At 67.4% G+C, this 12,667-nt stretch carries 10 protein-coding genes; 2 read left to right on the plus strand and 8 right to left on the minus strand.

Translation table 11 applies throughout. From position 1 onward, the window contains the following. The first annotated feature begins 800 nt into the window (after positions 1-800). Positions 801-2,303: a flagellar filament capping protein FliD gene (fliD, locus tag LGM56_RS13985; protein WP_089498957.1), complete on the plus strand. Its 1,503-nt coding sequence runs from the start codon at positions 801-803 to the stop codon at positions 2,301-2,303. Between the two features lie 78 nt (positions 2,304-2,381). Here fliD and LGM56_RS13990 read toward each other — a convergent pair whose 3' ends face one another. From LGM56_RS13990 to rbsK, 3 genes are read right to left on the minus strand one after another with little or no spacing between them, the layout of a single operon-like run. Further along, positions 2,382-3,326, minus strand: a complete 945-nt coding sequence (locus LGM56_RS13990; protein ID WP_089498958.1) for a dihydrodipicolinate synthase family protein — start codon at positions 3,324-3,326, stop codon at positions 2,382-2,384. A 44-nt stretch (positions 3,327-3,370) separates the two neighbouring features. Beyond that, positions 3,371-4,690, minus strand: a complete 1,320-nt coding sequence (locus LGM56_RS13995; protein WP_089498959.1) for an MFS transporter — start codon at positions 4,688-4,690, stop codon at positions 3,371-3,373. 60 nt (positions 4,691-4,750) lie between these two features. Beyond that, positions 4,751-5,677 (minus strand): ribokinase, encoded by a 927-nt coding sequence (rbsK, locus tag LGM56_RS14000; protein ID WP_226205204.1) that lies wholly within the window; start codon positions 5,675-5,677, stop codon positions 4,751-4,753. 241 nt (positions 5,678-5,918) lie between these two features. On the opposite strand from rbsK, the gene LGM56_RS14005 reads away from it, so the two are divergent. Beyond that, positions 5,919-7,004 carry a LacI family DNA-binding transcriptional regulator gene (locus LGM56_RS14005; protein ID WP_089498961.1) on the plus strand — a complete coding sequence of 362 codons (1,086 nt, stop codon included), beginning with the start codon at positions 5,919-5,921 and terminating at the stop codon, positions 7,002-7,004. A 37-nt stretch (positions 7,005-7,041) separates the two neighbouring features. On the opposite strand, the gene LGM56_RS14010 is transcribed toward LGM56_RS14005, so the two are convergent. The 5 genes from LGM56_RS14010 to LGM56_RS14030 all read right to left on the minus strand — a co-directional run bounded on the left by LGM56_RS14010 (position 7,042) and on the right by LGM56_RS14030 (position 12,657). Next, positions 7,042-8,112 carry a lysozyme inhibitor LprI family protein gene (locus tag LGM56_RS14010; RefSeq protein WP_226205206.1) on the minus strand — a complete coding sequence of 357 codons (1,071 nt, stop codon included), beginning with the start codon at positions 8,110-8,112 and terminating at the stop codon, positions 7,042-7,044. A gap of 130 nt (positions 8,113-8,242) precedes the next feature. Then, entirely contained in the window at positions 8,243-9,280 is a 1,038-nt protein-coding gene (locus LGM56_RS14015; RefSeq protein WP_226205209.1) for a CobW family GTP-binding protein, read from the minus strand. Further along, on the minus strand, positions 9,277-10,944 hold the full coding sequence (locus LGM56_RS14020) for an amidohydrolase (protein WP_226205211.1): 1,668 nt from the start codon (positions 10,942-10,944) through the stop codon (positions 9,277-9,279). The genes LGM56_RS14015 and LGM56_RS14020 overlap by 4 nt, the downstream gene beginning before the upstream one ends. 36 nt (positions 10,945-10,980) lie before the next feature. Beyond that, complete coding sequence (locus tag LGM56_RS14025) at positions 10,981-12,375, minus strand: sodium:solute symporter family protein (protein ID WP_226205214.1); 1,395 nt, start codon at positions 12,373-12,375, stop codon at positions 10,981-10,983. A gap of 84 nt (positions 12,376-12,459) precedes the next feature. Further along, positions 12,460-12,657 (minus strand): DUF3311 domain-containing protein, encoded by a 198-nt coding sequence (locus LGM56_RS14030; RefSeq protein WP_085040323.1) that lies wholly within the window; start codon positions 12,655-12,657, stop codon positions 12,460-12,462. Positions 12,658-12,667: the final 10 nt, after the last annotated feature.

Below are 12,667 nucleotides of genomic sequence, written 5' to 3' on the forward strand. Positions count from 1 at the left end.
AGATTCGCTGTCACAATCAAGTGGACAATCGAGCGGAACAAGAGCGTGACGCAGCAGCCATGAATCCGATCGGATGAATCTGCGCTTATGTTTCAAGGACATGAAAACCGCCCATTCATATCCGGCCTCCCTATCCAGTCGATATTGAAGCGCCAATTCGTGCCCATGGGGCACATCGATATATCGCAATCGCGATTCGACGATACGTTATGTGTAAAAACCTGCCATCAGTGAATTAATTTACAAACTCGACTTTCTTTCCAATCGACGAAGGCCCCTGTTCCGGGACAAAGGCGTCTCGCCTGGCAATGCGCATGAGCAAACGAAAACGTTTCGCGGGCAAGGCGGGTTGATGTCATCCGCGGAGGATGCCGCCCCGTGGGCAAGGGTTTTCAGCCTGACAGCTGCCAGGACGAACACTTTCCGCGCACTGTCGATCGAGCCGGTGTTTAGCCGAGCAAGCGAAAAAACCGAACAAACATTCATGCTCCTGGCAAGTTCTCAATTCCAGTAAAACCCCTCAATAAATACACTAAAAATAGTGCGTCGTTAACGGCAAAAAATCGCAAATCTTTAATCCCCACTCCACCACCGCATTTCCATCCACACTTTTCCCAACAATCATTACAAAAAATTACTAATTAATACAGATTTAAATATACGATAGCGCACGTCCTTACGTTTTCCCGACACTCCCGTGACGCCCGGAACGCGTCGCTCCGGACACGGCCCGCACGCGCATCGCCGCAGGCCGTCGACAGCCGCTCGTCACGGGATCGCTTTTCAACCGGAGACCACCCATGGCAACGAACATGCCTGTGAACAGCAGCGCGAATACGAACAGCCTGTTGCAACAGGCGGCGCAATCGATCATCAACGGCTCGACCGGCAATGGGTCGATGGATGTCGGCTTGCTCGTCACGACGCTGGTGAACGCGAAGACGGCCGGCCGGGCCGCGGCGCTCGCCGCGTCGCAGCAGACCGGCACCACGCAGATTTCCGCATTCGGCGCGCTGTCGTCCGCGCTAGGGGCGCTCGAGACGGGCCTCGCCACGCTGGCGAACGGCGCGCTGCAGTCGACGTTCACCGCGGTCACGAGCGGCAAGGGCCTGACCGCGACGCCGAGTGCAGGCGCGGTTGCCGGCACCTACACGATCGGCGTCACGCAGATCGCGACCGCGCAGTCGCTGGCTTCGTCGGGCGTCGACGGGAAGAAGGCGCTCGGCACCGGCACCCTGACGCTGTCGCTCGGCAACCAGTCGTTCAAAGTCGACGTCAACGGCACGAACAACACGCTGTCAGGCATCGCGGCCGCGATCAACTCCGCCTCGAACAACCCGGGGATCAGCGCGACGGTCATCAACGGCACCGACGGCGCGCACCTCGTGCTCGCGTCGTCGAAGACGGGCTCCGCGAGCACGATCAGCGTCGCGGTCGGCAACGTGGCCAACGACAACGGGCTGTCGAACCTCGGCGTCACGTCGACGGCCGACCCGACGGGCGGCCCGTCGAAGATCGACTCGGCGAACAGCGCGGCCGCATGGCGGCAAAGCGCCGTCGCGCAGGACGCGAAGTTCACGGTCAGCGGCATCGCGTCGACCAGCGCGAGCAACACGGTGACGGGCGTGCTGAACGGCGTCACGCTGAACTTGTCGGCGGCCGCGGTCAGCGCAACCGATACGCAGACGCTGACGATCAGCCCCGACACGAAGTCGCAGGCGGCCACGATCACGAATTTCGTGAACCAGTACAACGCCGTCGTCAAGACGATGGGCGCGCTGTCGAGCTACACGCCAGGGGCGAGTGCGCAGGGAGCGCTGATCGGCGATTCGACGCTGCACACGATCCGCAACGCCCTCGCGTCGACCATCGCGCGCGGCGTTCCCAACAAGAACGGCGACGGGCACACGAACCTGGCGGCGATCGGCGTCTCGCTCGAGAAGGATGGCACGCTGAGGGCCGACAGCGCGAAGCTCGACAGTGCGCTGAACAACAACCCGTCGGGGGTCGCGCACCTGTTCAACGCGACGAACGGGGTCGGCAAGCAACTGACCGACCAGATCGCGACCTTCACGAAGCGGGGCGGGATGATCGACCTGCGCACGAACGCGCTGGGCGCCGACCTGAAGCGCGTCACGCAGCAACAGACGAATCTGGCCGACTACGCCGCGCAACTGACCAAGCAGTACCAGGCGCAGTTCACGGCACTCAACGCGCTGATGGCCAAGATGAACTCGAACACGCAGTACCTGACGCGGCTGTTCGGCGGGGCCAACAGCAACGGCACGCTGGCGAACAAGTGAAGAGCGTCCGGGCCGATTGACGATCATCGCGGCGCGAGCCGGTCAATGGATCGACCGGCTCGCGCCGCGCGCGCACGATTACGCGGCGATCCTTCGCCGGAAATGCTCGGTCCCGGCCACGATCTTGTCGAGCACCGCATCGAGCGCCCAGAACCGCTCACGCACGTCGTAGTCGATCACGCGGCAGCGGATCGACGCGAAGGTGCCGATTCGCTGGTGATAGAGCTTCGCGAGCGCCGGGTACCCCAGCGCTTCCGACACCGCCGACACGACGAGGAACGTCGACAGCTCGTCGGCCAGCGCCGGATTCGACGCCCCTTGCATGCGCAACCATCGGTACAGATCCGGATGGAAGTTGGTGAACACGCCATTGAAGCCGGCGGACCCCGCCTGCATCGCGTCCCACGCAATCGCGGCGTTCGCGTTGAGGATCTTCAGCGGCGAGCCCTCGGCGAGCGCGACGCGCCGCTTCACCGTCTCCAGGTCGCAGCTCACGTCCTTGAGCATCACGAAGCGGCCCGTGTCGATGCACGCACGCAGTTCGTCATCCGACAGCAGCCGCCGGTAAGGCGCCGGGCACTCGTACAGCCCGAGCGGCAGATCCGACGGCAAGCGCGCGAGCAGCCGGTGCAGATGGTCGAGCAGCGCGGCGCTGCCCTTGCGCTGCGGATCGAGGCGATTGGTCACGAGCACGACGCCCTGCGCGCCCGATTCGGCCGCCGCGCACAGCTCCTCGGCCTGCGCGTCGAGATCGTCGCTGATGTGCCCGGACGCGACCACCGGCACGCGCCCGGCCACCCGCTCGACCACGAAGCGCGCGAGTGCCGCGCGTTCGGCCAGGCTCAGAAACTGCATCTCGCTCGACTGCGCGACCGCGAACAACGCATCGGCGCCGTGCGCCAGATACCATTCGATGAGCCGCTCGAGCCCGGCGTAGTCGATCGCGCCGGCGTCGTCGAACGGCGTCAGCATCACCGGGACGATGCCCTCGATGGTCACGTTCGATTGCTGCGGGTGTTGCATCTGTTTCTCCTTGTTTCAGTGAATGCGTGGCACATGCCGCGTGCTCAGGCCGGCAACGGCCCGGGCGCGGCGTTCGCGGCCTGCTCGGGAATCGGCTTGCGCACCAGCAGCAGGTACGCCATCGCGCCCGCGAACGCGATCGCCGCGGCCGTCAGCAGCGCCGGCACGAACGACCACTTCTGCGCAATGATGCCGGTCAGGATCGGCGCGAGCGCGCCGCCGATGAAACCGCCGAAATTCTGGATCGCGCCGAGCGACGCAATGCGGCTCGGCGGCGCGGCTGCCGTCGCGAGCGCCCACGAGCAGGCCGACGCCGCGTTGGCGAGAAAGATCACGACCGAAATGCAGGCGAGCGCCACCGTGTTGCTCTGCGCGAGCGCGGCGGGAATCGTGAACGCGACCATCCCGAGCATCGCGACCACCACCGCATTGCGCCGGCTCACGACCGGCGAACGGCTGCGGCGCGTGACCAGGTCCGACAGCCAGCCCGCCAGCAGCGAGCCGACGAACCCGCACAGGAACGGCACCGACGCGGCGAAGCCGGTGCGGATCAGGCTCATGTGCCGCTCCATCGTCAGGTAGCCCGGCAGCCAGGTGAGGTACACCCAGTTCAGGTACACGGAACCGAAATAGCCGATCAGCATCCCCCAGGTCGTGCCGTGCGAGAACAGGCCGCGCCATTCGGCGAACGTCAGTTTCGGCGTCGCGACCGTGCTTTGCGCGTCGGCGTCGAGGTAATTGCGCTCGGTGGCAGTCAGTTGCGCGCGCACCGGATCGCGATACAGCGCGAACCAGACGACGGCGACGACGAGACCGGCTGCGCCCGTCGCGATGAACGCCCAGCGCCAGTCCAATGACGCGACGAGGATCGACAGCAGCAACGGCGCGAGCGCGGTGCCGAGCGGCGACGCGGCGTTGAAGATGCCGGTCGGCGTGCCGCGTGCGCGCAGCGGAAACCAGTTACTCACCACCCGCGCGGCCGACGGGAACTGCGGCGCCTCGCCGATGCCGAGCACGATGCGCGCGACGATGAACCAGCCAAAGGTCGACACGATACCGCCCGCCGCTTGCGCGATCGACCACACGATCAGGCCGATCCCGAGCAGCCGGCGCGGCCCGATGCGGTCGACCAGCCCGCCGACCGGGAACTGGCACAGCGCGTAGCTCCACGAGAAGGCCGACAGCAGCAGCCCCATCTGCGCGAGCGACAGGCCGAGATCGCCGCGAATCGCCGAGCTTGCAACGGCCAGCGTGCCGCGATCGAGGTAGTTGACGATGCCGCTCACCATCAACAGCGCGAGCGCGATGCGTTGCCCGCGCCGGATACGCGGCGGGGCGGGCGGAACGGTTGGGGTTTCGTTCATTGCGGTTGTCTCCATGTCAGTGATATCGGCCGGTTCCGGCCTGTCCGTCTGATGCGGAATTCAAGGTTCCAGGCATGCCACTTCGTTGCGCGTCGGAATCGAGGTCTGCGCGCCGTGGCGCGTCACGCTGATCGCGGCGGCGCGCTGGCCGAAGCCGATCGCGTCGTCCATCGACGCGCCGCCCGCGCGAGCGGCCGCGAACCCGCCGACGAAGGTGTCGCCGGCCGCGGTCGTATCGACGGCGACCACCGACATCGCCCGCAGGCGGCCGTTGCCTGCACCGCCACGCCAGCACACGCCGCGCGCGCCGAGCGTGACCAGCACGTTGCCCACGCCCTTCGCGCACAGCGCATCGGCGGCGCGCACGGCGGACGCATCGTCGCCGACGGCGATGCCGGTCAGCGACTCGGCTTCGGTTTCGTTGACGACGAGGTAGTCGACCCGTGCGAGCAGCGCGTCGAACAGCCGCTGCGCGGGCGCGGGATTGAGCAGCACCGGCGTGTGGTGCGCGGAGGCACAGGCGATGGCGCGCGCGACGGTAGCGACCGGCACTTCGAGCTGGCTCACGAGCATCGCCGCGCCGGCGATCGCGTCGCGCGCCGCGTTGATCCGGTCGGCATCGAGGCGCGCATTCGCGCCGGGCACGACGACGATGCTGTTCGCGCCGCCCGCGTCGACCGTGATCGTGGCCACCCCGGTCGCGGTGCCGCCGATCCGGTCCAGGTGCGTCACGTCGATGCCCTCTGCCGACAGCGCGTCGTGCAGGCGCGCGCCGAACGCGTCGTCGCCGACGCAGCCGATCATCGCGACCGACGCGCCCAGGCGCGCGGCCGCGACCGCCTGGTTCGCGCCCTTGCCGCCATGGACGGTCTGGAAATCGGTGCCGAGCAGCGTCTCGCCCGGCACCGGCAGGCGCGGCGCCCGTGTGACGAGGTCGATGTTCACGCTGCCGACGACGGCGATGCGCGGGGAAGGGGTGTCTCTCATTTCCGAATGTAACCGCTTACATTTGCGACGGACAAAAAGGCCGGAATGGCCGTCGTCGATGAAAATTTCACGATATGGATAGAATATGCGTCTGACATAATACGGAAGCACGTCAAGATAGCGCTTACATTCTCACAGGGTCGAGCGAGAATGCAAGCGGCGCCACCACGAACCGAGGGTAAACAATGACGCATTTGACAACGCACCGCGCCGGCACCGCCGCCACGCCTGGAGACAGCCGATGAGCTCGCCCCCGTCCCGCGCCGGCGCGCCCCGCGCGCGCCGCGGCAGCGGCCGCTCGGTGCTCGGCGATGTCGCGAAGCTGGCCGGCGTGTCGACCGCGACCGTTTCGCGCGTGTACAACGATCCCGGCAAGGTGTCGGCCGACGTGCAGCAGCGCGTGCGCGACGCGGCGCGCGCGCTGAACTGGATCCCGAATGCGGCGGGCCGTGCGCTCGCGTCCACGCGCACCCACATCACGGGCGCGATCATTCCGACGCTCGACGACCAGGTGTTCGCCTCGCAGGTCGCGGGCATGCAGACGGTCATGGCCGAGCACGGCATCACGCTGTTCCTCGGCTGCTCGAACTACGATCCCGCGCAGGCGCTGGACCAGGTGCGCGCGATGCTGTCGCGCGGCGTGGAAGCCGTGTCGCTCGTCGGCGAAGCGTATCCGCCGGAACTGTTCGAACTGCTGGCGATGCACCGCGTGCCGTACGTCGTCACCTATGCGTATCGCGACGACAGCCCGCACTGCTGCATCGGCTTCGACAACCGCGCGGCGTTCGCGCGGCTCACTACCCACCTGCTCGACCTCGGCCACCGCGATTTCGCGATCATCATGCAGCCGTCCGCCGACAACGACCGTGTGCAAGCGCGCCTGCGCGGCATTCACGACACGCTGGCCGCGCGCGGGCTCGCGGTGCGCCCCGTCCATCAGCACGAAGGCGCGGCCACGATCGCGTTCGGGCGGGCGAGCCTGCGCGCGATCGCCGACAGCGACGCGGCCACGCGGCCGACGGCCGTGATCTGCGGCAACGACGCGCTCGCGCTGGGCGCGTTGCTCGAGGCGCAGGCGCTCGGCATCGACGTGCCCGCGCAATTGTCGATCACCGGCTTCGACGACATCGCGCTCGCGCGCGAGATCCAGCCGCCGCTGACGACGATGTGGGTCGACACCCACGCGATCGGGCGCCAGGCCGCGCAGGCGTTGCTCGACGCACTCGAGAACGGTGCAACGGGGCCGGGTCATGCGGTGCTGCCGGAGTTGCGCATGCGGGAATCGGCTGCGGCGCCGGCGCAGGTTCGGGCAGGACGTAAAAAATGACGATGCGCCGCTCGGCTTCGACTGCCCGGCCCGCCTGTCACTGCATCACGTCGACTGGCAGCGTCTTGTCGAGATGGTCGTGCCACGCCTGGATGGTCTTCGGCACGTTTTTCTTCCACGCCGGCACGTTCGTGTAATAGCGCATCCGGACGTCGTTCTTCGCGTCGAACACGAGCAGGCCGATCCACAGGTCATTCCCGCGGCGCATCACGATCGCGGCATTCGTCGTCGCGATGCCGCGCACCCAGTACGCATTCACGTGCGCGTTCAGCCCGTCGAGATCCTTCTCGTCGGCGCTGTAGTTGACGTTGTCGACGAGCGTCTGATAATCGGCGCCGAGCAGCTTGTGCGCGGTCGCGTTCTGCGTCGCGTCGTCGACGACCTTGAGGCTCAGCAGGTCGGCCGCCGGTTTGGCCTGGAACTGCGACGCGGTCACGTACTGGCCGTCGTAGGAGACGCCCGAGCCCGCACCGCAGTCAAAATCCGCGCCGTGTTGCGTGACGCCGATGCGCCCGCCCTTCCGTTCGAAATCGATCCGGCATTTGTCCTTGCGGTAGGTGCCGCTGTCGCCGTGCAGCACGATGTCGCCGTCGAGCCCGCCCGTATTCGCGCCGTTGTTGCCGCCCAGCTCGAAATGCAGGCGCGGCGCCGTGCCGGTGAACGTCAGCACGCCGCCGAACGACGGGTTGTCGCTCGTCATGTACCACGTCTGCTGCCAGCGGTCGGCGGCCAGCGGCTTGCCGTTCAGGCTCGCGAGCCGTTCGCGGTAGCGATCGCCGAGGCACTGCGCGTCGCCGCCGCACCGGTCGCGCTGCTTGAGCCACTTCAGCTGCGCGGCTTTCAGCGCGGCCGTATCGCCGCCTTTTCCGAGCGCCTGCTTCCATGCCGTCGTCAGGTCGCCATCGAGCTTCGACAGCGCGGCATCCGCGCAGATCGCCTTCTCGGTGGGTGAAGCGGCTTTCGCGCAGTCGAAGCCGGCGGCATGCGCGGCGAGCGGCAGCAGTGTCAGCAACGCGGCGGCCGCGACGGATCGCAAGTGCGTGTGCCGCACGGCACGGGCGCAAATCGCGGTTTGCCCGCGCGCATTCTTTTGGTTCTGGAGGGTCATCGGCTTGATCGTCGCTGGATCGCGCGCCTGCAGAAGCTACCTGCACGCGGCATTCGAGGTAAAAACGCCCGGCCCGGCATGCGGCGCATGCCGTTGCTCGCCGAAGCCTAACCCGAATGCGCGGCGCCGATCAATCCATGGTCGATGTCAGCGCAACCGTCGACGCAGCCGCGCTACATTGCACGATGCCGTCGCGCAACGCAGCTTCCACGGCCGCATCGATGAACCCGATGAACACCATCACGCCGTCTCCTTCGTGCGCGGTCAGCCCTTCGTCTTCCATCGACGAAAACCGGATGCGCCGCGCGGCGACCTGGCACACGCGCGTGGCGACCGCGCCCTGCGCATCGGCCACGCGCACGATGCCCTTCGCGCGCAGGATCGTGCGCGGCAATGCCTTCAACCATGCACGCAGCCGCGCCTTGTCGAGCACGTCCGGCGCGGCGACGGTGACGCTCGCGAACGCCGGCATCGCGTCATGTCCGATCGCCCGGTGTGAACGCGCGAAACCCGCCGGCATCGCACCACGATCGGGCACGGCCGCGTCGAACAGCAACGCGAGCGGAATCTCGCCATGGCGCGCGGCGACGACGATGTCGGTCGACGCACACGCGCGCACGTCGTCGAGCACCGCGTCGCGCCGTTCCGGCGCAACGCGGTCGAGCTTGGTCACGACGATCGCGCCCGCGCCGTCGAGCTGGCGCTGCGCCATCGCGCCGACGAGCGGATCGGCGAGCGTGTCGCGCCATGCGAGCGCGTCGGCGACGACGAGCACCGACGTCAGCCGGAACGCACCGTTCAGCAGCCCGATCTGCGCGATCTTCGCGGGATCGGCCACGCCGCTCGCTTCGACGAGCAGCAGTTCGGGCCGCACGTCGCGCGTCGCGACGCGTGTCAGCGCATCGACGAGCGCACCGCCGATCGTGCAGCAAATGCAGCCGTTGTCGAGTTCGATCACGTCGTCGCCGCGCGCCCGCACGAGGCGCGCATCGATGTTCACCGCGCCGAAATCGTTGACGAGCACCGCGATGCGCCGGCCATGCGGCGCCTGCAGGATCGCGTTGACGACCGTCGTCTTGCCCGCGCCGAGATAGCCGCCGATCACCGCGAGGTCGATCGGCGCGAGTGCGGCCGCAGCTGGCAGGACGGCGTCGGTCTGCGTGCTCATCGCGGCGACCGGAACACGCGCCCGCCGAGCACGGTGCCCCACACGGCGAGTTCCTTCAGGCGTGCGGGCGTGCAGACCGACGGATCGTCATCGAGCACCGCGAAATCCGCGAACTTGCCGATCTCGATGCTGCCGACGAGATGATCCATCTGCAATGTATAAGCCGCGCCGAGCGTGATCGCATGCAGTGCATCGTCGACTGAAATCCGCTCGCCTTCCCCGAGCACGCGCCCGGACGCCGTCTCGCGCTGCACCGCGCACCATGCGGTGAACAGCGGATTGAGCGGCGTGATTGGCGCGTCCGAATGCAAGGCGAACGGAATGCCGAGCCGCTGCGCGGAACCGGCCGCATCCATCCGGTTCGCGCGATCGGGACCGATGGTCTGGCCGTAATGCGCGTCCCCCCAGTAGTACAGATGATTCGCGAAGAAGTTCACGCACATCCCGAGCGCGCGAACGCGCTTCAACTGCGCGGCGTCCGCCATCTGGCAATGCTGCAGCGTATGACGATGATCGGGGCGCGGATGGCGCCCGAGCAGCGTCGCCATCGCGTCGAGCACGACGTCGGTCGCTTCGTCGCCGTTGGTATGCACGTGCAGTTGCAGCCCCGCGCGATGAAACGGCTCGAACACGTCGACGAGCTGGGCGGGCGGAATCAGCCACAACCCGTTCGGCTGGCCGCCCGCGTAACCGGGCCAGCGCACGCGCGCGGTGAAGCCCTGGATCGAGCCGTCGACGATGAACTTCACGGGCCCGAAATGCAGCTTGTCGGTATTGCGCTCGATCTCCGCCAGCACACTGTCGGCCGAGCGCGCCGGATTGCGCTGCGGCGCGAACGCCGGCACGATCCGCACCGGATAATCCGGATCGGCGGTGACCTCGCGCAGCGTGCGGTTGCCATCGGCCGACAGGTCGTTGACGAGATCGGTGGCCGTCGTCACGCCCGCCAGCTGCGCGACGCGCCCGAAATTCCAGACGGCGTGCGGCTTCTCGCTCGCGGAAATCGCGAGCTTGCCGCCGATCGTCTGATACACCGGCAGCATCGCCGCGAACTCCTGCAGCTCGCCGGTCGGGCGGCCGTCGGCATCGCGCGTCACGCCGTCGATGTCGGTGTCCTCGTCGATGCCCGCGCGCGCGAGCATCGCGCCGTTTACGTTCATCAGGTGCACGCTCGCATGCAGGATCGCGATCGGCCGCTGCGCCGACACGCGGTCGAGTTCGTGCGCGGTCAGCCGCGCGGTGCCGAAAAAGATCGGATCGAAGCCCCACGCGAGCAGCGGCCCGTCGTCGGTCATCGCGCGCTCGGCTTCGCCGAGCCGTTCGAGCACCGCGTCGAGCGAGCGCAGCCCCGGCCACAGCGTGCCGTCGGGGCCGCGCCGGTCGTAGTAGCCGACGTACACGGCGTCCCACATCGCGCCTTCCATCAGGTGGCAATGCCCTTCGACGAGCCCCGGCATCAGCACCTTGTCGCGCAGCGTGTCGTCGGTCGCGCACGCGCCGAACCGCGCGTGCCACGTGGCGGCGGCGTCGGCGTCGCCGACCGCGAGGATGCGGCCGTCGCGCACGGCGACGTGCGTGGCCGACGGCTGCGCCGGGTTCATCGTCAGGATGCGGCGCGCCGTAAACACCGTCACGGGTGCGGCCGGGGTTGCGGATGCTGGCATGGGATGCGGTTCTCCTTGCGGTGGAACGCCGATGCGTCAGGATACGGCGTATTGCTTCACGGGACGGCCATGCAGCATCACATGCACGGCCGCGACGACCAGCACGTTGACGACGAGGCACACGAGGCCGAGGTTGATGCCGCCGAAGTCGACATGGAGCACGTAGAAGATCATCGCGAGCACCTGGCCGCAGATCATCCCGGCCCCGACCGCGACCGGCCGCACCCGGCGCCCCGCGAGCAGGATCAGCACGCCCGGCAGAAACTGCGTGACGCCGTAGTACGTGGTGTTGATCAGCGTGAGCATCAGGTTCGGCGCGAGCATCGTGGTCGCGATCGACAGCAGCAGGTAGCCGACGATCACGTATTTCGCCGCACGCTTCTGGCGCGACTCGGGCAGGTTCGGCATCAGGTTGCGCGTGACGATCGGCCCGATCGCGAGGCAGATGCCGGCCAGCACGAGCAGCCCCGACAGCGCTGCGCCGGCCGCGACGAGGCCGATCAGCCAGCCGGGCAGCAGGTGCGTGACGGCGGCGAAGAACGCGTCGTTCGGCGACGCGAGCGTCAGGTTCGCGGTGATCGCGTAGTACGACGCGATCACGAGGAACGGATACATCAGCATGTACAGCGGCATCACGACCTGCGTGCGCCGGATCGCGTCCGGCCCGCGCGCGGTGAAGAAATTCTGCGCGGCGAACGGCATCAGGTAGAAGCCGAGCGACTGGAACAGCATCGTGCTCATCGAGAAGCGCAGCTGCGATCCGCTCATCGTGTTGCTGACCTGCCGGCTCGCGGCGTCGAACACCGGATGCACGCCGCCCACCTGCCATGCGACGGCCACGCCCGTCACGACGATCGCGAGCAGCATCAGGATGTCCTTCAGGATCGCGATGTACGCCGATGCGCGCACGCCGGAGATCGCGATATAGGTGAACGCGAGCGCCGCGCACACGAGGATCAGGTACAGCGGCTCGACGTGCCAGCCGAGCCCCTTCAGCGCCGCGACGAGGCCGGTGAACTGCAGCTGCCCCCACGGGATCAGAAACAGGATCGATGCGCACGCAACGACCAGCTCGAGCCCGCGGCTGCGGTAGTGGCCCTTGAACAGGTCGGGCAGCGTGATCGCGTTGTGGCGCTTGCCGGCCTCCCAGATCTTCGGGCCGACGAAATAGCCGATCGGGTAGGCGAGCAGGATGTAGCCGAGGAACCACACGCCGTAGGTCGGCCCTTTCGCGTAGATGCCGCCGGGGAAGCCGACCATCGTGCCGATGCTGTAGATCTCGCCGGCGGTCAGGAAAAACACGAGCGCCGTGCCGAACTGGCGCGACGCGACGAAGAAGTCATGCACGCTCTGCTTGCCGCGGCCGCGGCCGGATCGAATGGCGAGATAGAGCGACAGCGCGATCAGCGCGACGAAGACGACCGTGGACATGCGCACCTCTGCGAAGGAAAGGAATGCGTAGGGTTCGCCGGAAAGCGCGGGTGGCCGGCGGTCCGCAAGCAGCGGATGCGTGCGCTAGGCGGCGCCGCTCGCGCGGCGGTCGAACAGCATCCAGCACGCGAACAGGCAGCCGGACGTCAGCACGAACCACGCGAAGATCCACATGAAGATGAACGGCACGCCCAGCACGTAGCGGTCCTGCGCGGCCGCCCACGGCAGCACGCCGATCACGCCGAGATACGGAATACCGATGCCGATCAGGTACCTGAGCATGCGTGTCTCC

Origin of the sequence: Burkholderia sp. AU38729 (assembly GCF_020419725.1) — a bacterium.
Classification (GTDB): domain Bacteria; phylum Pseudomonadota; class Gammaproteobacteria; order Burkholderiales; family Burkholderiaceae; genus Burkholderia.

What these genes read in the sequence shown, in the direction of transcription:
- fliD (WP_089498957.1), top strand. Translation starts at nt 801, where the DNA reads ATGGCAACGAACATGCCTGTGAACAGCAGCGCGAATACGAACAGCCTG.
- LGM56_RS13990 (WP_089498958.1), bottom strand. Translation starts at nt 3,326, where the DNA reads ATGCAACACCCGCAGCAATCGAACGTGACCATCGAGGGCATCGTCCCG.
- LGM56_RS13995 (WP_089498959.1), bottom strand. Translation starts at nt 4,690, where the DNA reads ATGAACGAAACCCCAACCGTTCCGCCCGCCCCGCCGCGTATCCGGCGC.
- rbsK (WP_226205204.1), bottom strand. Translation starts at nt 5,677, where the DNA reads ATGAGAGACACCCCTTCCCCGCGCATCGCCGTCGTCGGCAGCGTGAAC.
- LGM56_RS14005 (WP_089498961.1), top strand. Translation starts at nt 5,919, where the DNA reads ATGAGCTCGCCCCCGTCCCGCGCCGGCGCGCCCCGCGCGCGCCGCGGC.
- LGM56_RS14010 (WP_226205206.1), bottom strand. Translation starts at nt 8,112, where the DNA reads ATGACCCTCCAGAACCAAAAGAATGCGCGCGGGCAAACCGCGATTTGC.
- LGM56_RS14015 (WP_226205209.1), bottom strand. Translation starts at nt 9,280, where the DNA reads ATGAGCACGCAGACCGACGCCGTCCTGCCAGCTGCGGCCGCACTCGCG.
- LGM56_RS14020 (WP_226205211.1), bottom strand. Translation starts at nt 10,944, where the DNA reads ATGCCAGCATCCGCAACCCCGGCCGCACCCGTGACGGTGTTTACGGCG.
- LGM56_RS14025 (WP_226205214.1), bottom strand. Translation starts at nt 12,375, where the DNA reads ATGTCCACGGTCGTCTTCGTCGCGCTGATCGCGCTGTCGCTCTATCTC.
- LGM56_RS14030 (WP_085040323.1), bottom strand. Translation starts at nt 12,657, where the DNA reads ATGCTCAGGTACCTGATCGGCATCGGTATTCCGTATCTCGGCGTGATC.